Annotated in this window: 15 protein-coding genes; 6 read left to right on the top strand and 9 right to left on the bottom strand. The window is 62.9% G+C overall.

Annotation, left to right across the window (positions count from 1 at the left end):
* Positions 1 to 215: 215 nt before the first annotated feature.
* Positions 216 to 752, bottom strand: a complete 537-nt coding sequence (locus tag P3G66_RS07810; protein WP_003940745.1) for a hypothetical protein — start codon at positions 750 to 752, stop codon at positions 216 to 218.
* Between the two features lie 17 nt (positions 753 to 769).
* Complete coding sequence (locus tag P3G66_RS07805; protein WP_042449607.1) at positions 770 to 1,711, bottom strand: oxygenase MpaB family protein; 942 nt, start codon at positions 1,709 to 1,711, stop codon at positions 770 to 772.
* A gap of 87 nt (positions 1,712 to 1,798) precedes the next feature.
* On the opposite strand from P3G66_RS07805, the gene P3G66_RS07800 reads away from it, so the two are divergent.
* A complete protein-coding gene (locus P3G66_RS07800) occupies positions 1,799 to 2,368 on the top strand; it encodes a TetR/AcrR family transcriptional regulator (protein ID WP_007727263.1) in 570 nt (189 codons plus the stop codon).
* Here the strand turns inward: P3G66_RS07800 and P3G66_RS07795 are convergent.
* Both P3G66_RS07795 and P3G66_RS07790 read right to left on the bottom strand, forming a co-directional pair.
* A complete protein-coding gene (locus P3G66_RS07795; protein WP_030535047.1) occupies positions 2,355 to 3,146 on the bottom strand; it encodes a DNA-formamidopyrimidine glycosylase family protein in 792 nt (263 codons plus the stop codon). The genes P3G66_RS07800 and P3G66_RS07795 overlap by 14 nt on opposite strands.
* Positions 3,147 to 3,209: 63 nt before the next feature.
* Entirely contained in the window at positions 3,210 to 7,757 is a 4,548-nt protein-coding gene (locus P3G66_RS07790) for an ATP-dependent helicase (protein ID WP_042449813.1), read from the bottom strand.
* 106 nt (positions 7,758 to 7,863) lie between these two features.
* On the opposite strand from P3G66_RS07790, the gene P3G66_RS07785 reads away from it, so the two are divergent.
* On the top strand, positions 7,864 to 9,195 hold the full coding sequence (locus tag P3G66_RS07785) for an anaerobic C4-dicarboxylate transporter family protein (RefSeq protein ID WP_003940851.1): 1,332 nt from the start codon (positions 7,864 to 7,866) through the stop codon (positions 9,193 to 9,195).
* Positions 9,196 to 9,233: 38 nt separating this feature from the next.
* Here P3G66_RS07785 and P3G66_RS07780 read toward each other — a convergent pair whose 3' ends face one another.
* The 3 genes from P3G66_RS07780 to P3G66_RS07770 are packed head-to-tail and all read right to left on the bottom strand — an operon-like array spanning position 9,234 to position 11,982.
* Complete coding sequence (locus tag P3G66_RS07780) at positions 9,234 to 10,325, bottom strand: N-formylglutamate amidohydrolase (RefSeq protein WP_276116369.1); 1,092 nt, start codon at positions 10,323 to 10,325, stop codon at positions 9,234 to 9,236.
* A 34-nt stretch (positions 10,326 to 10,359) separates the two neighbouring features.
* A complete protein-coding gene (locus tag P3G66_RS07775) occupies positions 10,360 to 11,364 on the bottom strand; it encodes an acyl-CoA dehydrogenase family protein (RefSeq protein ID WP_080726627.1) in 1,005 nt (334 codons plus the stop codon).
* A gap of 54 nt (positions 11,365 to 11,418) precedes the next feature.
* Positions 11,419 to 11,982 (bottom strand): cupin domain-containing protein, encoded by a 564-nt coding sequence (locus P3G66_RS07770; protein ID WP_276116368.1) that lies wholly within the window; start codon positions 11,980 to 11,982, stop codon positions 11,419 to 11,421.
* A gap of 134 nt (positions 11,983 to 12,116) precedes the next feature.
* Here P3G66_RS07770 and P3G66_RS07765 point away from each other — a divergent pair, with 134 nt between their 5' ends.
* The 3 genes from P3G66_RS07765 to P3G66_RS07755 are packed head-to-tail and all read left to right on the top strand — an operon-like array spanning position 12,117 to position 15,335.
* Positions 12,117 to 13,508 carry a nucleobase:cation symporter-2 family protein gene (locus tag P3G66_RS07765; protein ID WP_007727244.1) on the top strand — a complete coding sequence of 464 codons (1,392 nt, stop codon included), beginning with the start codon at positions 12,117 to 12,119 and terminating at the stop codon, positions 13,506 to 13,508.
* Positions 13,489 to 14,553 (top strand): 2-oxoglutarate and iron-dependent oxygenase domain-containing protein, encoded by a 1,065-nt coding sequence (locus P3G66_RS07760; protein ID WP_058039072.1) that lies wholly within the window; start codon positions 13,489 to 13,491, stop codon positions 14,551 to 14,553. The genes P3G66_RS07765 and P3G66_RS07760 overlap by 20 nt, the downstream gene beginning before the upstream one ends.
* Entirely contained in the window at positions 14,550 to 15,335 is a 786-nt protein-coding gene (locus P3G66_RS07755) for an alpha/beta fold hydrolase (protein ID WP_276116366.1), read from the top strand. Before P3G66_RS07760 ends, P3G66_RS07755 begins: the two co-directional genes overlap by 4 nt.
* Here P3G66_RS07755 and P3G66_RS07750 read toward each other — a convergent pair.
* Together P3G66_RS07750 and P3G66_RS07745 are read right to left on the bottom strand one after the other, a co-directional pair.
* Positions 15,286 to 16,791 carry an aldehyde dehydrogenase family protein gene (locus P3G66_RS07750; protein WP_276116365.1) on the bottom strand — a complete coding sequence of 502 codons (1,506 nt, stop codon included), beginning with the start codon at positions 16,789 to 16,791 and terminating at the stop codon, positions 15,286 to 15,288. The two genes, P3G66_RS07755 and P3G66_RS07750, sit on opposite strands and share 50 nt — an antisense overlap.
* Entirely contained in the window at positions 16,778 to 18,073 is a 1,296-nt protein-coding gene (locus P3G66_RS07745) for a VOC family protein (RefSeq protein WP_276116364.1), read from the bottom strand. Before P3G66_RS07745 ends, P3G66_RS07750 begins: the two co-directional genes overlap by 14 nt.
* 30 nt (positions 18,074 to 18,103) lie before the next feature.
* On the opposite strand from P3G66_RS07745, the gene P3G66_RS07740 reads away from it, so the two are divergent.
* On the top strand, positions 18,104 to 18,568 hold the full coding sequence (locus P3G66_RS07740) for an Lrp/AsnC family transcriptional regulator (protein ID WP_003940830.1): 465 nt from the start codon (positions 18,104 to 18,106) through the stop codon (positions 18,566 to 18,568).
* Positions 18,569 to 18,628: the final 60 nt, after the last annotated feature.

Genomic DNA, 18,628 nt, shown 5'->3' with positions numbered 1-18,628 from the left:
GGCGGAGGGAGAGGTGTCGTGTGGTTGGGGTCGTTGTTCCAGGGATACGGCGACTGTGGTGTTGTCATTGCGGGCTGCTCCTCTGCCTACTTGATAGAAGTGGGCCGAGTTAGTCGTCGATCACCGCACATCGAAATTACCGATTGTTAGGTTTCTGCGAATTGCCCGTCTTAGTTATATACGACCGGTCTGACTTCTTTTGCACTTGTGGCTCGTCAATGAGTGAGCACTATCTTCAAGCCGACTATGAGGGTGGCGACGGCAGCGAGGCCGAAGGCTGCCAGATGTGTGTTCGTACTGACTTTCTCGCCGTGCAGTCGGCTGATCACGTAACTGGTGGAACCGATCCGCAGGATCAAGACGATTTCCGCGATCAACTGCGCCGTCCGTGGCTCCAGGAAGTTGAACCACGCCGTCGCGAGAATGACGACAGGAACAACCGCAGAGGTGAGGATCGGGACGGAATCGCGAAGAGAGTCGATTCTCTCCGCGGTCGTCAGTCGGCGATCGTTGCGAATGCTCTCGCCGACTCCCTCGGCAAATGTGTGGGCGATGTATGTCGACAATGCCGTGCCGACCACAATCGCGGCGCCGAGCGATTCCTGAGATTTCGTCACCGGTATGAGTGCAGCGAGGACAAGAATGTTGCCGTAGATGTACGCGGTGGTCCTCGCCGCCACACGTTCTTGTCCCAGCGGCGCACCGTGAGACGTGATCGGACGGTTCAGCAGGGTTCGCAGGTCCCACTCCATGTTCAGAGCATGGCAGATCAGACCCTGGGGCTGTAGTGCATCGGGTTATCTCGCTGCTCGAGCGGGGGCAGGTTGCGCGCCGGTGTGTGGACCAGTGGTGCATCGGCGGGGATTCGGCCGTCAGCTCGATCCCATCCCGCGCGAGCACGTGGCTGATACCGGTATCGCCACGGCACCAGACGGAAGACGGCGTTGACGGTGCGGCCGACAGCGTTGTGAATTTTCTGATCGCGACTGGTCCACGAGTAGCCGAGTAGGTCTCGAACCGGTTGGTCGTACATTCCGACCGTCAGCCACACGAATCCGCGGGCGAGGGGGATTCGGGCGAGCCGCCACAACGGATCGGGTAGCCACGTCATGTACGGGGGCTTGCCGAGTCCCGACAGGTCGAGGACGTCGCGGGTCGCCTTGTTGTCTTCGAGTACGTTGCGGCACATGTGGTCCCAGTACTCCTGAAATGCTTCCCAGGTCTCGGGAACAGGGCGCATGCTCATCCCGTACAGGCGGTACCACTGAATGTGCTCGGTGAAGAGCTGACGTTTCTGGGCCTCGGTCAAGCCACCGGAGAAGTTCTCGGCAGTGACGATGGTGCCCATGAAGAACGTTGCGTGCGCCCAGTAGAAAGTGTCGGGATCAAGTGCGTGATACCGACGCCCCAACTTGTCGACGCCCTTGATTCGTGTGTGATAGCCGCGGACTTCTTCGGCTGTCTGCTGCGCGCGATCGCCGTCGAAGACCACGCCTGCAATGGGATACAGCGAGCGGTACAGTCGTTCCCACCGCTCGTCGAAGAATTGCGAATGCTCCTCGACTCCGGCGCCGAGGCCGGGGTGCATGTTCTGCATCGAACCGGCCCAGACGCCTTGCAGCATCCCGCGCCAGTCGCCGAAATACTTCCACGTCAGGGAATCCGGACCGAGGGGAACCGGGGTGCTGCTGTCGTCAAGTTGACTACGCATGTTGTCAGATTAGGATCGACAACAGCGGTAGTCAAGGATCGAATGCCGGGTGCATTGAAGATCAAGTGTCGGCGAAGTGGGGAAGTTGTGAGCATCGAAGAACGCAGGGCCACTCGAAAGGCGACGTTGTTCGACGTCGGAGTGACACTGCTCGGTGCGGTCGACGGTCCGGCCGTCAACGTGCGTGCGGTCTGCAAGGCTGCCGGTCTGACCGAGCGGTACTTCTACGAAAGCTTCACCGATCGCGATCAGTACGTTGTCGCGGTCCACACGTTTGTCGCCGAGCGCGCGCAGTCGGCGCTTGCGTCGGCAGTGGAGTCGGAGACGACATCCGAGGCCGTCGCCACCGCTGCGGTCGACGCTTTCGTCAAGCTCATGGTCGACGATCCGGCGATGGGGAGAGTGCTCCTGATCGCCCCGCTGTCGGAACCCGTCCTGAGCGGCCGCGGTATCGAATCGATGCCGGCGTTCGTCGACCTGGTGTACGACCAGTTGTCCGAGATCGCTGATCCCGTGGACAAGCAACTGGTGGCAGTCGGACTGGTCGGGGCGTTGTTCACACTGTTCATCGGTTATCTGGACGGCACGATCGTCGTGGACCGTGATCGATTTGTCCGCCACTGCGTCAGGCTGCTGATCAACGCTAACCAGGCGTGAAGGGCTGGCAGGCCGGGCAGAAGAAGATATTTCGCTCGGTGAGCTGATCCGGTCCGAGGGTGTCTTCTCTGATGCGAGTCCCGCAACGGCGGCATGGTTTTCCGCGTCTGCCGTACACCCATGTCTGCCTACCGGGGCGGGTGTCGCCGGTGGTGACCCGGATGCGACGTGACTTGTTGACGTTGATGGTGCGAAAAGACAGATCCACTATCGCGTCGAGATTCCCCGCGAGATGTGTCGGCGTTTTCGGGTGAATACCTCGTAGGAAGCAGATCTCGTTTCGGTACACGTTGCCCAGTCCGGCCATCACCCGCTGATCCAGGAGCGCGATTCCGATCGGTACGGAGTCGGCGGCCCGTAGATTTCGGGCGGCCACGGAACTGTCCCAATCGGTCCCGAGCAGATCCGGTCCGAGATGTCCGACGGCCTCCTGTTCCTGCCCGAGTTCGAGGATCTCGGTGATTCCCAGTGAAAAGCCAACTGCTACAGAGTCTTCGGTGGCCAAGATGATGCGCGCTTGATGGGCGGGTCGGCGCCAGCGCTCGCCGGGGCGATAAATCTGCCACTGACCTTCCATCTTCAGATGCGTGTGAATGGACGCTTCGCCCACTCGGATCAGGAGATGTTTTCCGCGGCTGGCGACGGAATCCACGCGGTGGCCCGAGAGATCAACCGTGGCGTAACGAGGAACGCGGACGTCGCAGGTGGTGAGTACCTTCTCGGCCAGGGCAGCGCGCAGTTCATTGGCGGCCCGCCACACGGTATCGCCCTCAGGCATGGTCGCCGCACCCACACTTCAGGATCTCAACTTCCACGATCTCAATCATCATGACCCCAATCCTCATGACCGTAACCGGAATCCGCGAGGGGTGGCCGCGAAGCCGGCTTCGACCAGGACCGGAGCAAAATCGTTGCCGTGGATGGTCTCTCCGTCGACCTTCTCCACTACCAACTTGTCGATGGCGCGAGACGTCACCTTCTGAGCAAGTGACAGTGCTGCCAGGCGCAACGTTCCGCCGTCGTCGGTGAATGTCAGGATCGTGCGACCGCCGCGCTCGACGAACAGAACCAACTCACCCTCCACCAGAACTACCAATGCGCCGGCTTTTCGCCCGGGTCGGTGTCCTGGTGACTCTTCGCCCCCCGACGCCGGCCACGGCAGCGCCGCGCCGTACGGGTTTGCCGGATCGCACGCCGCGAGAGTGACTGCAGCCGAGGAGGTGTGGCGCCCCTCGATGGAATCACCGAACGTCCGCAAGCGGTCCACCACGGGAGGCGTCGAGAATTGAGCGCCGCCCAGGGTGTCCACGAAGTATCCGCGTCGAGCGCGCCCGTTGTCCTCGAACGTGCTCAGTACCTTGTAGATCAACGCGAAACCGCCCGGCACGTTCTCGCTCATCACCGAACCGCGGGTGACGACGCCGTATCGTTCGAGCAGCAGATCAGCCGTGGCGTGCGCCCGGATAGTGGGGTCAGGTTCGATACCTGGCAGCTGGAACCACCGACCGGAGGCGGTTGCCGGTCCCGTGCGCGCGGGCGTGGAAGCGCGGGCCATTCCGCGGTACGGACGGGCCCGCGGAACACGGCGAGGTGATCGGTGACTGGTTGTTGTTCTGGTGGTGTCGGAGAGAAGTGCGCGCAGCGGCGCAACGGTGTCGTTACCGATGTGTCCGAGCCACACCAACTCCCACAGTGCCGTCGTCACCGCACTGTCGACCGTGTCCGCAGCCGACTCCGTAGTTCGCAACGCGTCGACCAACTGGCGGAAGAAGTAGGCACCGCCGCCGGACAGCAGGTCGAGGATGCGCTTCTGCAATTCCGAGACGTCGGTGTCGGCGGGTGAATTGAGCGTGATCGGTGCCAGGTCGGCGGGGTGCAGCACTACCCACCCGTCCTTGCCCGAGATAGCTCCCGATCCGGACCACAGGACTTCACCCGTCGACGTGAGTTCGTCCAACATCGCGGGAGAGTAGTCGGCAACTCGGCTCGGCAGGATCAACGATTCGAGAGCGGACGCCGGAATCGGGACGCCGGCAAGTTGATCGACCACCGTTGCAACACCGTCGATTCCTCGCAGCGTGCCGCCCACGTGCTGCCAACTGGGAAGGAATCGCCCGAGGGTCGCGGTGCTGACCGGCTCGACCTCCTGCCGTGCCGCGGCGAGCGAGCGTCGCCGCAAGCGACGCAGGACCTCGGCGTCGCACCATTCGCTCCCGGTTGCAGACGGGCGGAATTCACCTTCCAGGACCCGCTTTTCGAGCGCGAGCCGACCGAGAACGTCACGCGCGACTGATACTCCGAGACCGAAGCGTGCAGCCGCGTCGGCGAGAGTGAAGGGACCGTGGGTGCGGGCGTACCGGCTCAGGAGGTCGTCGAGTGGTTGATCGACCGGCTCGATGAACGCGGCCGGAACGCCGATGGGTAGGGGAACGCCGAGTCCATCGCGAAGCCGCGCTGCATCTTCGACGACGGTCCACCAGCTCTCGCCCGCATACGAGACGTGGAGGGCGCGTTTGTCCGTAACCAACTTCTCGAGCCATGAGACCGGGTCCTCGAGACAGCGTTCGGTGACTTCTTCGGTGGTCAGCGGGCCGAGCATGCGGAGGAGATCGGCAACACCCTCGAGGTCCTTGGCCTTTCGGTCAGGGACGAGCCGTTGCAGTTCACGTTCGGCCTGCTCGATCACTCCGGCGTCGAGGAGCTCGCGCAGCTCGACGCGGCCGAGGAGTTCGGCCAACAGCGTGGAGTCCAAGGACAAAGCGGCGGCGCGTCGCTCGGCGAGGGGGCTGTCGCCCTCGTACATGAACGCACCCACGTAGTTGAACAGGAGCGCACTGGCGAACGGAGACGGAGAGGCCGTCTCCACCTCGACGATTCGAATCTGCCTTTTCTCGATCTTGCCGAACAATTCCTTCAGTGCAGGCAGGTCGTAAACGTCCTGCAAGCACTCGCGTACGGTCTCGAGCAGGATCGGGAAGGTCGGGAACTTGCGGGCGACGTCCAGCAGTTGCGCCGACCGCTGACGCTGCTGCCACAGCGGTGCACGTTTTCCGGGATTGCGGCGGGGGAGAAGCAGTGCGCGGGCGGCACATTCGCGGAATCGGGAAGCGAAGAGCGCGGAGCCGCCCACCTCCTGGGTGACCAGATCTTCGATGTCCTCGACGTCGAAGGTGAACAGTTCGGCGCCGGGAGGTTCGTTCTCGGTGTCGGGGAGACGGATGATGATGCCGTCGTCGGAGGCCGTCGGACTGGAATCGACGCCGTATCGTTCCTGCAGGCGCGCCCCGATGGCGAGGGCCCACGGTGCGTGAACCCGTTGGCCGTACGGGGAATGCAGCACCAGACGCCAGTCACCGAGTTCGTCGCGGAAGCGTTCGACCACCAGGGTTCGATCCGACGGCACCTGCCCGGTGGCATTCTTCTGCTCACCGACGAGTTGGATCAGGTTGGTAGTCGCGTTGTGATCGAGCCCGCCCACGCGGCAACGCTCGACGACGTCGGCTTCGTTGCCGAGAGCCGTTTCGCGGACGAACTGCCCCAACGCCTGTCCGAGTTCGGCGGGGCGACCGAGTCCGTCGCCGTGCCAGAAGGGCAAACGACCCGGCATGCCGTAGGCGGGGCTGACCAGAACCCGATCGAAGGTGATCTCCTCGATCCGCCAACTGGTGGCGCCGAGCGCGAAGACGTCGCCGACCCGGGATTCGTAGACCATTTCCTCGTCGAGTTCGCCGACGCGGGACGCTTTCTCGCCAACCATGTAGACGGTGAAGAGGCCGCGGTCGGGGATTGCGCCGCCGGAAGTGACGGCCAAACGCTGCGAACCCGGGCGGCCCGTGAGCGTGTTGGACTCACGATCCCAGACAAGGCGAGGACGTAACTCGGCGAACTCGTCCGAGGGGTACCGCCCCGCCAGCAAGTCCAGAGTCGATTCGTACGCCGAACGGGGAAGCGTTGCAAAGGAACCGCTTCGGCGCACCGTCTCGAACCAGTCGTCGACGTCGATAGGTTCGAGAGCGGTGGCCGCAACAGTTTGCTGAGCGAGGATGTCGAGGGGATTGGCCGGAACGGCCATCGCTTCGATCTTGCCTTCGACCATGCGCTCGACGGTCACCGCGCAATGAATCAGGTCGGTGCGATGCTTGGGGAAGACGACGCCTCGCGATATCTCGCCGACCTGGTGGCCGGCGCGACCGACACGTTGCAGGCCGCTGGCAACAGAAGGCGGTGCCTCCACCTGGATGACCAAGTCGACGGCGCCCATGTCGATTCCGAGTTCGAGACTGCTGGTGGCGACGACGCATCGCAATCGACCCGATTTGAGGTCGTCTTCGATGAGGGCTCGCTGGTCTTTGCTGACCGATCCGTGGTGGGCGCGAGCAAGGAGGGGTTCTGCGCCGTAGTTGACCTCGGTGGGAGCCCCGATCTGCGCGGGCGGGCGAGATGTTTTCTCGACGGCCAGACCGATGCGTTCTGCATGAATCTCGTTGAGCCTGGCTGTCAATCGTTCGGCGAGGCGGCGAGAGTTGGCGAACACGATGGACGATCGGTGGTCGAGAACGAGGTCGACGATCTGTTCCTCGACGTGGGGCCAGATCGAACCGGCTTGCGGGGTGGGAGATTCGGAACCGTCGTCCGGCGTCGCGATCCCCAGTTCGGTCATGTCCTCGACGGGAACACGGACCGTGAGGTCGAATGTCTTGGCGGCAGGCGGTGCCACGATTCGGATCGGTGCCGAACCGGCGAGGAACCGCCCGATCTCCTCGTGCGGACGGACAGTGGCCGACAATCCGATGCGTTGCGCCGGACGCTCGAGCAAGCCGTCCAGGCGTTCCAGTGAGAGCGCGAGGTGCGAGCCACGCTTGGTACCCGCCACCGCGTGAACCTCGTCGACGATCACGGTGTCGACACCGACCAGTGTTTCCCGGGCAGCGGAGGTGAGCATCAGGAACAACGACTCAGGCGTGGTGATCAGGATGTCCGGAGGACGTTTGATCAACGAGCGTCGATCGGCCTGGGACGTATCGCCGGAACGGACACCGACGGTGATCTCGGGCGGGGTGAGGCCCAGACGCTTCGCCGTCTGCGTGATGCCGACCAGCGGCGCGCGAAGGTTCCGCTCGACGTCCACACCCAGCGCTTTGAGCGGCGAAATGTAGAGGACTTTGGTGGCGCGTTCGCCTTCGTCCTTGGCGGCGAGTTGATCGAGCGCCCACAGGAACGCCGACAATGTCTTGCCGGAGCCGGTGGGTGCGACGACAAGAGTGTGAGAGCCACTCGCGATGGATTCCCAGGCACCGAGCTGCGCAGCAGTCGGCGCGCTGAAAGCCCCGCCGAACCACTCGCGTGTGGCGGGCGAGAACCTACCGAGGACGTTGGTCACGACCACCATATTGCCCCTTCCCACCGACAGCGTGTTCGTGCCTGCAGCCGAAGTGCAGAGCATACTATTTGCCCTGTTATAGCGATTCTCTTGTTATCGAGAAGGCGAGTGCCTGATGGAAGCAGTCAAGATTGTCCTCGAGCTGGCGGTAGTGCTCGGGGCGATTGTCATGGGTACCAGATCGAGCGGTGTCGCTCTCGGTCTGTGGGGCGGCGCAGGTGTTGCCGTCCTCGTGTTCGTCTTCGGAGAGGACGTCGGCAGTCCGCCGGTCGACGCTCTCCTCATCGTCCTGTCCGTCGTCCTCGCGTCGTCGATGATGCAGGCGGCCGGTGGTATCGACTGGATGGTCACCATCGCGGCCAAGTTGATCGAATCTCGCCCGAAACAGATCACGCTGATCGCGCCGTTGGTGTCATTCCTGTTCTCGGTCGGTGCCGGCACGTCCAACATCCTCTACCCGCTGCTCCCCGTCATCTACGACGTCTCGTACAAGAACGGTGTGCGGCCGTCACGACCGCTGTCGCTGTCAGTTGTCTCGACCGGTGTGGCGCTCGCGTGTAGTCCGGTGTCCGCGGCAATGGCGGCAATGGTCACGCTGACCGACGTGCCGCCCTACGATTTCGAACTCATCGACATCATCAAGATCACCTTCCCGGCTGCTGTTGTCGGCATCGTCCTTTCCTCAATCGCGGTCAACCGACTCGGCAAAGATCTCGACGACGACCCGGAGATACAGGCAAAGATGAAGTCGGGCGAATTGGCCGGACCTGGTGCAGCTTCCAAGACTGAACTCGTCTCGACGAAGACCGGACGAAACGCGGCACTGATCTTCCTGGCCGGCGTCCTGGCTATCGTGATCTTCGGCCTGTTCAAGGGGATTCGTCCCGAAGCTGCCGACGGTACTCCGATGGGGATGACACCGATCATCGAAATGCTGATGTTCGTCGTGGGTACGTTGATCCTGCTGGTGTGCCGCCCGAATGTCGCCGACGTGCCGTCGTCGACGGTGTTCCGTGCCGGTATGGTCTCGGCCATCGCGCTGTTCGGTCTGGCATGGCTGACGGACACGTTCATCAGCGCCCATTCCGAGCTGATCACGAGCACCGTCGGCGACTGGGTCAACGCCGCGCCGTGGATCTTCGCGCTCGGTGTCTTCCTGGTCTGTGTACTGACGACCAGTCAGTCGACCGCTACGAGGACCATCGTGCCGATCGGTCTCGCTGCCGGGATTGCACCCGGTCTGGTGAGCGGAATGTGGGCCGGAGCGTTTGCCGGCGTCTATCTGTTGCCGACAAACGGTTCGCAGATCGCGGCTGCGAACTTCGACCTCTCGGGCAGCACGAAGCTCGGTTCCAAGCTCGTCGACCACTCGTTCTTCCTGCCGACCATCATCTTGGCCGTCACGACGATTGCGGCCGGCGCGTTGTTCGGAGTGGTGCTCGGTTGAGTATTGCGGCTGAGTCAGCCCTGAGTGACAGCGCTGAGTCAGCTGTTGCGGTAGTGGTCCCAGCTCGCCTTGCACGCGTGGGCGAGCTGGTCCACCCGTTCGGCGTCGGGTGTAGGCCATTCGACGCCGGGTTCCATGATGTAGGCGGCCAGTTCGTCTCCCAGTAGGAATTCTCGTTTGAATTCGGCCTGAACCGCGCTCAACGTGATCCCGGCTTCGGCGGCGCGGGCGCTCAATTCGGCGAATCTGGCTCCGGCTCGAATGATTTCGAAACTGCCGAGGTACGGCTGATTGAGAGCGACGGCATCCGGATCGTCGACCTGAAATCCCTTGCGATGTGAGATCGCAAGTGTGCGAATGAGCTCCGGATCCATCGTCACGGGATTGTCGCCGCGTCGATTGCCGTCGTGGTCGCCACGATTGGAGAGCGCGACGACGTCGGGGAGCCGATCTGCTTCCGGCCGTTCGACATTGACGGCGCCGTCCTGCCGGGTGGTGTGGTTCATCGTGTCGTGGAACGACAAGGTCGTGAACGATCGACCGAGTTCGAAGCTCTTCGCCACCATGGCTTCGATCAGTGCGTCGCGAGTTCTCTCGTAGACGCCCAAACCGTGTTCAGCTGTCTCGGTGAAGGTCTCGGCGAGGTCCTTCCAACCCGCGTCGTCGGTCGGCTCGAGCAGCAGGGGGTAGAACGAGAAGGTGACAGGGCGAACTGCGTCGACACCGGTGAGGTCCGCTTTGTTGCCGGCACCGGCCTCGTGGACGCGGGCGAAGGCCTCGCGCAGTGACGCTTCCAGGTTTTCGGGCTTCGCACGGTTGGGATCGCGAATCATGCGAGGGTGCGGATTCTCCACGTACACGATGCGCGAATCGATTTCGGCCCAACGGCGCACGATGGGACTGGTGGACATGTCGGTGAAGTCGAACTGCAGCCGCTGTGTGAACTCGGGTGCGAGAAAACGTGAGAGTTCTGCTGGAATCGCGGAACCCGAGTGTGGGCAACTGACAAGAAGGTCGGCTTCGGCGATGGCGTCGTCGAGACTGCGGGAGTCGCGATCGGCATAGAACGTCAGGTCCTCCGGCGTGAACACGGTTCCGGCCGGGATGAGTACTGGTTCTCCACTGGTCATGAGCCCCAGCGTAATCGAGTACATCCGTGCGTACTCAGTATCCGCTGAGTCGTTCCACGAGAGCTGTTTTGATCTCCGGGCGACCAGCCGCGACAAGAGTGAAGGTGGCTTCACGCATGAGCCGCTCGGGGGTGTTGCTGCCGACCAGAGCGCGGCTTCCGGTCGCAGTCACGAGTGCGGCCGACGCGCGTATCGCAAGTTCCGACGCTCGGGCGCGGGCGGCCGACATGTCGCCGCCGTCGCGCAGTGCTGCATCGAGATCGGCGCGCGCCCGGGTGGCTTGTTCCTCGAACGCGTCGGTGTCGACTCCCAGATCCGCGAGTTCGGTGACAGCGCGGCGGGTGATGCCCATGGCCATCGCGCCGTTGAGCCACAAGCCGGGGAGCTGGGTGCTCTGGAATTGTTCGTCGCTGACGACAGCACAGACGTCGGTATCGGGAATTTCGAAAGCGTCGAACACGATTCGGACGGTGTTGCTCCCGCGCGCCGCGATCAGTGGAAGCTCCTCGATCGTCAGACCCGGGGCCTCGCCCACCGGTACGACGGAATGAACGATGGAATTGTCGAACTCGTCGCGCGCCGACACCAAGAGAACATCGACGATGCCCCAACCGGTGACGAAGGGGGCGATCCCGTCGAGGACGTAGCCGTCGTTCACCCGCTTCGCCCACAGGAGCGGTGGGCGGGGGATGGCGCCGGCATAGGCAACCCCACCGCGAATCGTGCCGGAAACGAGTCCGTCCCAGTATTGTTCGCGCAGAGGCGCATTGGGACTCGCCGCCAGGGCTCCGACGACGCCGTGATGCTGCATCCAGGTGAACGTCGTCGCGAGGCAACCGCCGCACAAGGTTTCGAGGACCTCGACCAGTTCTTCGCTGCTGGGGCCACCCTCACCGAGGGCGGCGATGCCGTAGAACCCCTCGGCGGCGAGCGCGTCGAAATGGCTGCTGGGGATTTCTCCGTCGGCGTCGACGCTGTCGGCGACGGGAAACAGAACGGTATCGGCGATTTCGCGCGCAAGTTCCGGCCACATGGTCACGCTGTCAGGGTAAGCCGTGAGCGGGGGTTGTGGTGTGGAACTACAGCCGCGCATCTAGAACGAGGGCGGCGAACTCACGATGAGGAACCTCGCGACCGCATCGCTGCGATTGAACCACCGGTGCGGGATGGTCGAGGTGTAGAGGAGGGTGTCGCCTACGTGAAGAACGTGATGCTCGTCCAGTCCCACCTCGACCTCGACAGATCCTTCGAGAACATGAATGAACTCTTCGCCGGCGTGCTCGGTGTGCTCACCTGCCTCGGAATGAGGTGCTGCCGTGATCTCGTTGGGTTCCATGGTCCGTGAGCCGGTGGAGCAGAATCGAATCACCGAATCGTGTGCCAGTTCGAAGGTTCGCCCCTCGCCGGCGCGGACGAGGCTGGACGGAGTTCGCTCACCCTGTGCCAAGAGTGCGTGCGCCGTGGTGCCGAGCGATTGCGCGAGGCGATGAAGGTTCATGACACTGGGTACTGCGTGGCCGTTTTCGGTCTGGCTCAGGAAGGGCTGCGACAATCCCGACTTCACGGCAACCTCGCGCAACGTCAGTCCGGCTTCTTTTCGCGCCGTCCGCACGGCAGCCCCGATTGCGGTCGCTATCGCCTTCTGGTCGTCGTCCATGTGCCGAAGATAGCAGTGCTCTGGTGAAAGTTTTGATTACACAGACGAAACAAATTCGACCACGGTAAGAAATTATCGACGTGCTGAATAGTCCCGTACACGAAACACTTCCAGCTTCGGACGGAGATCGGCGCATGGCCATCCATCCTGTCGACCAGCGGCTCCCATTTGCCCGCCAGTCTGCTTTTGCTCTTCAGCACGTCCTCATCATGTACACCGGCTGCATCACGGTTCCGCTGGTTTTCGGTGCCGCCGTAGGGCTGGACCGCAGCACAGTCGCGATGCTGATCAGCGCGGACTTGCTCGTTGCAGGCATCATCACGATCATTCAGAGCCTGGGCGTCGGGAAGGTCGCCGGTGTCCGGCTGCCGATCGTCTGCGGGGCGACCTTCGCCGGGCTGACGCCGATGATTCTGATCGCCAAGGAGTACGGCCTGCAGGCGGTGTACGGGTCCATGCTGGTCGGTGGCGTAGTCGGCATTGCCTTGGCCGTGCCGTTCGCCAAGATCGTCCGATACTTCCCACCCCTGGTTACCGGCGTCGTCCTCACAGTGATCGGCATCTCGTTGATCGGTGTCGCAGGAGGACTGATCGTCGGAAACGACCCCACCTCCCCGTCGTTCGCCGACCCGAAGAATCTGGCGCTGGCTGCCGCAGTCGTTGTGGTCGCGGTGGCCTTCATCTGCCTCGGCCGCGGGATGTGGACGCAGCTCGGTGTACTGATGGCGCTTGTGATCGGCACCGTGATCGCCATCCCGATGGGCCTGATCGATCTGAGTGGCGTCGGCGGCTCGGCCTGGGTGGGCTTCCCGATGCCGTTCCACTTCGGCGCTCCGGAGTTTCCCGTCACCGCCGTGGTGGCGATGAGTATCGTCATGGCAGTCGTCTTCGCAGAGTCGACGGCGAGCATGCTGGCGGTCAGCGAGATCACCGGAAAGCCTTTGAAGAAAGCAGATCTCGCACGAGGGCTGGTGGCCGACGGGATGTCGGGAGTTCTGGGCGGAATCTTCAATGCCTTTGTCGACACCGTTTTCTCGCAGAATGTCGGCGCCGTTGCCACGACCCGGGTGTACAGCCGGTACGTGACCGCTACCAGCGGTGCCATTCTGATCGTCCTCGGCCTCATCCCGCGAATGGGTGAAGTGGTTGCAGCCCTGCCTGATCCGGTGGTCGGCGGTGTCGGAATCATCTTGTTCTCCACTGTCGCCGTGGTCGGAATCAACACGCTGCGCAAGGTCGATCTCAGCGACCCGATCAACACCACGATCGCCGCTGTATCGGTGGGGATCGGTATTCTTCCGGAATTTGCGGAGGGGATGTTCGAGCGATTCCCCTCCTCGGCTCAGATCCTCCTCGGTAGCGGCATCACCTTGGCTGCGGCCTCGGCCTTTTCGCTCAATCTGCTGTTCAATCACACCCGACTCGGTGAACTCGCGAGGCGATCGCGAGAGAGCCTCCATGCCACTGCAAAATCTGAACCCGCCACCAGCTCTGCAGGAGACGCCAGTGTCACAGTCCCAGTCTGATCCCTTCGAAGTGCCCGTCGTCGACATCTCGCCTTACGTGCTCGGTGGTGCCGACCAGGACAAGGCGCGAGTGGCTGCCGAAGTCGACCATGCTTGTCGGACTGTAGGTTTCATGCAGATTCGGGGCCACGGTGTTCCGGCCGCTGTTTCTTCCGGCCTCGCCGAAGCGATGGACGACTTCTTCGGGCTGCCGATGGAGACGAAGTCGGGCTACCGAATCGAGGGCGCGAATCGTGGGTACAGCCCACCCAAGAGCGAGTCGCTGAGCCTGAGCCTCGGCGTCGAATCCGCGACCAGAATGAACGACTTTTTCGAGGCCTTCAACGTCGGAACCGAAGCCCGATCATTCACCGAACTCGAACTGTCGGAGGACGATTACGGAATCAACCTGTGGCCCGCAGTGTCCGGTTTCACGGAGCGGGTGGAGAATTACTACGCCCATGGCGAGCGGGTGGCACGCACACTGACCGCCATTTTCGAAGATGCGCTCGGGCTGACCCCAGGATTCTTCGAGTCGATCACCGACCACTCCATCGACGTACTGCGGATGAACAACTATGCGTTACCCGAAGGGACGGTGACGTTGGACGGTGAGTTGAAGGGGATGGGTGAACATACCGATTTCGGGCTGGTCACCGTGCTGTGGGCGGATCAGGTCGAAGGTTTGCAAGTGCTCGGGACCGACCGACGCTGGCACGATGTCTGGCCGCACGACGGCGCGCTACTGGTCAACCTCGGGGATCTCACCGCGCGACTGACCAACGACAGGTGGATGTCCACGCTGCACCGAGTTGCGCCTCCGGTGGTGAACGGCACCATCAAGCGCCGGCGATCGGCGGCCTTCTTCCATGACGGAAACGTCGACGCGGTGATTGCGACCTTGCCGAGTTTTCAGGACGACTCCGGCTTGGAGTACGAACCCATTACCGTTCGCGATCACATCAAGGCCAAATTGGCCGGGTCGAGGCAGGGGAAGTCCAACGCCGCCGCAGGTCGTGAGGCGGCTCGGGTACTTTCGGCTGCAGAGCTCGAGGTCAAGCAGTGAGTGCACGGAACATCGTCCTGATCCACGGAGCATGGGCCGGCGGTTGGGTCTGGGATCGTGTGTGTGGCCCACTGAAATCGGCCGGCTTCAATCCTGTTGTAGTGGAGCTTCCCGGCTCGGGAAGTTGGAACTCAGACGACGTGATCGATCTCGATGTCGTTGCCGAACATGTTGTGGCAGTTGTCGAGTCCTTGGACGGGCAGTGCGCCCTCGTCGGTCACTCCGGCGGTGGCATCGTGGCCTCACAGGTGGCTGAGTTGCTGCCTTCGCGGGTAACGGGTCTTGTGTACGTCGCAGGGATGATGCTTCCATCGCAGACGGACTTCGGGATGCTCTGCATCGAACTCGGTCTGGAAAGTCCGGTCGGGATCTCACGTTGGTTGGTCCCCGCCGACGACGGGGATGCGACGGTGGTACCGCCCGAAGCCGGTGCCGCTGTGTTCTTCCACGAAGCGCCGGTGGCTGATGCGATCTTCGCCGCGCGCATGCTCGTTCCACAACTGGAGTCAGCCCGCCTGATGGCACCGGTCTGGACGGAAGAGCGATTCGGAACCGTGCCGAGGTTGTATGTCGAATGCACGCTGGATCGAACCGTGCCGATCGAGGCTCAACGCGCCATGCAGAGACTTGTCCCCGGTGCCCAGGTGGTCAGCCTGGGCACCGACCATGCACCGCAGTTGTCGGCGCTCCCGGCGTTGATCGACGCGATCACCGATTTCGCCCGGCAGGTGTTCAGCCGAACTCGACCCCTTGAGCCAGCGGAAGCTGGTCCGAGTAATTGACGGTATTGGTGGCTCGGCGCATGTATGCCTTCCACGAATCCGAACCCGACTCGCGTCCGCCGCCAGTCTCCTTCTCCCCGCCGAATGCGCCGCCGATCTCCGCACCGGACGTTCCGATGTTCACGTTCGCGATGCCGCAATCGGAGCCGTCGGCGGCGAGGAAGCGCTCTGCTTCTCGCTGATCGAGTGTGAAGATCGAGGACGAAAGTCCTTGAGGCACGCCGTTGTGCAGCGCAATGGCGTCGTCGAAGTCGGTGTAGGTCAAGACGTAGAGGATGGGTGCAAAAGTCTCCGCCCGCACCACCTCGGTCTGTGCGGGCATACGAACGAGGGCAGGTGTCACGTAGAACCCGGAATCGCCGACGCGGTCCCCGCCACACACCACAGTTCCGCCGTCCGCGCGTGCGGCCGAGAGCGATTTCTGCATCGTCTCGAACGCGGCTTCGTTGATCAGCGGCCCGACCAGAACACCGGAATCGAAGGGACTGCCGACCTCGAGCTGTGCGTACGCGGCCGCAACGCGCTCGACGACGTGATCGGCGATCGACTCGTGCACGATGAGCCGACGAAGTGAGGTGCACCGCTGCCCCGCAGTTCCGGCGGCGGAGAACACGATTCCGCGTACGGCAAGCTCGAGATCTGCCGACGGTGTGACGACTGCGGCGTTGTTGCCACCCAACTCGAGGAGGCTTCGCCCGAAGCGTTCGGCGACCCGCGGAGCCACCGCGCGGCCCATTCGCACGGAACCGGTGGCGCTGACCAAGGCCACGAGTGGGTTGTCCACGAGAGCCTCACCGACGCCACGTCCGCCGATGATCAACTGGTGCACGTCGATCGGTGCATCACAGTCGGCGAGGGCGCGTCGGAGGAGGGCGTCACATGCCAGCGCAGTCAGCGGCGTGGTCTCCGAAGGCTTCCAGACGACGGCGTCACCGCACACGAGAGCGATGGCGGTATTCCACGACCACACCGCGACGGGAAAGTTGAACGCGGAGATGACCCCGACAACGCCGAGAGGGTGCCACGTTTCCGTCAACCGGTGTCCGGGACGCTCGGACGGCATGGTGCGTCCGTAGAGCTGCCGGGAGAGACCGACGGCGAACTCGCAGATGTCGATCATCTCCTGTACCTCGCCGAGAGCCTCCGAGGTGACCTTGCCTGCTTCGAGGGTCACGATCTCCGCGAGGTCCTCCTTGTGCTCGGTCAGTAGGCTGCCCAGCCGGCGCACGACCGCGCCGCGCGCCGGAGCGGGGACGGTGCGCCAGGTGAGGAACGCGCGATGAGCCGCCTCGACGGCGTCGTCGACTTCTCTACCGGAGTGCTGCCGAACGGTACGCAGTTGCGTACCGGTGATGGGGGTTCGTGCGCTCAGGTCGCCGGCGGGCCACTCGACACCGCACGCGGCAAGGGCGCTTTCGGCGCGATCGGCGAGGCTCGAAGAATCAGGCAGGTTCACTGGGGAGTCCTCTGTTGTTGTGGGCGGGAGGCAGCACGGCACGTGACGCCTCTTGTTGTGCGCGGTACAGCTCGAACGGATCTTCGATGGTGCGGTCGATGGCGCCCTCCAATCGATCCTGCCCGTATTCGGCGCCGGGCGCATCGGAAACGAATCCGGTCACGGAATCGAGATTGGATGCGAAGATCCCGGCCGCGGAGGCAGGTAGGAAGTCCTCGTAGACGATCGGGTCGCGGACGACAACAGTTCCTTCGTTTCGGTACGTGAAGTACGCCAACCCCGCGGCATCGAGTTCGCTTTCGGAGTGCGGAAATTCGCTGTCCCAATCGGCGTCCTCGGGCGTGGCGATCAGTCGGTCGTAGATCGCTCGCCCGCTGCGGGTCAACGCGATTCCGCGTGCCTCCACCTCGCCGAATCTGACGCGGACGGGCTCAGTGGTGACCGATCCGTCGCGCTGACGGAAGAGTCTGTCTTCGGCCAATGCACGAAACGACGTCTGCCGCAGAAGTAGTGGTGGTCCGCTCCATCTCGGCGGGCCTTGGATGCGGTCGATCATGGTGATACCGCGCTCGGTCATGCGGCGGTACAACTCGTCGATGTCGAGCACTCGCGGGGTGAGGTGATTGACGTGGGTCGAGCCCTGCCCCGCAATGTCTGCAGCGACCGGCGAGATTGCGGCGAGTTCGCGGTACCAGCCCGCGTCGATGGGATCGGTGCCGAGCCGAAACGCCGAGGTCGCTGCATCGACGAACTGTGTCGCCTCGGGCTCCGTCAGGCCGCCCTCGCGACTCGATTGCCGTGCCCACTGCAGAAGTTCGGGAGAGAACAGGGTCCGGCGACGCAGGAACCCGGTGATCCGACGCTCGAGGTCGGTGTCGAAGAACCTGGAATCGGAGCTGGTCAGCACCGAGGTGAAAACGCGGAACGGGTTCCGGGCGAGTTCGGCGAGATCGGTGGGGCGAAATGCCGTCGAGACAACGGGAATGGGGGAGTCGGTGAGCCGGAGGTCGTAATAGCCGACCGGAAACATACCGAATCCGCCGAAGACGGTGGCTACGTCACGTAGTTCGTCGAGAGTCCCCAGTCTGATGGCGCCGTGACGCTCGGCGCTGACTCTCGCCAGGCTGCCCAGGCGCTCCGCAGAATCCGGATGTTCGGCGGCAAAATCACGGTTCACCTGCATCGTTACATCTACCAAGGTGTTGTAAGCGGGGACCTCGTCGCCATACATCTTGGCGAGGGCCGCTGCGAACCGTGCACGTAGCTCCCAGGTTTCAACCATACGAATGTCCGATTGCGTTAGCCTGCGCAGGTGCGAGAAACAGAAACCAGTGACGTTGCCGGTGTTCCGGTCGACGAAACCGATCGACTCTTGATGCGTGAATTGGTCTTGGACGGCCGTGCCACTCTCGCGAGTCTTGCTGAGAAGGCTGGACTCTCGATCTCCGCAGTCCAGTCGCGAGTGCGTCGTTTGGAATCTCGCAAGGTGATCCGTGGGTACTCCGCGAAGATCGATCCGGAGGCACTCGGTCACAATCTGTCCGCATTTGTCGCCATCACTCCTCTCGATCCCTCGCAGCCCGACGATGCGCCTGCCCGCTTGCGTCATCTGCCGGCGGTCGTCTCGTGTCACTCGGTAGCCGGGAGCGAAAGCTACGTCCTCCTGGTCCGGGTGGCGTCACCTCGGGCGTTGGAGCGATTGCTGCAGGAGATCCGTACGGCAGCCAACGTCAACACACGAAGCACCATCATCCTACAAACTTTTTACGACGAATGACGCTTGTTCAATAACTTTTACGGTCCTATATCGACACTCCCGGAAAATTGACATAGCCTT

Source organism: Rhodococcus sp. C3V (assembly GCF_029269915.1).
In the GTDB taxonomy this organism is placed as follows: Bacteria; Actinomycetota; Actinomycetes; order Mycobacteriales; family Mycobacteriaceae; genus Rhodococcus_F; species Rhodococcus_F qingshengii.
This window is presented reverse-complemented; position numbering and strand designations above follow the sequence as displayed.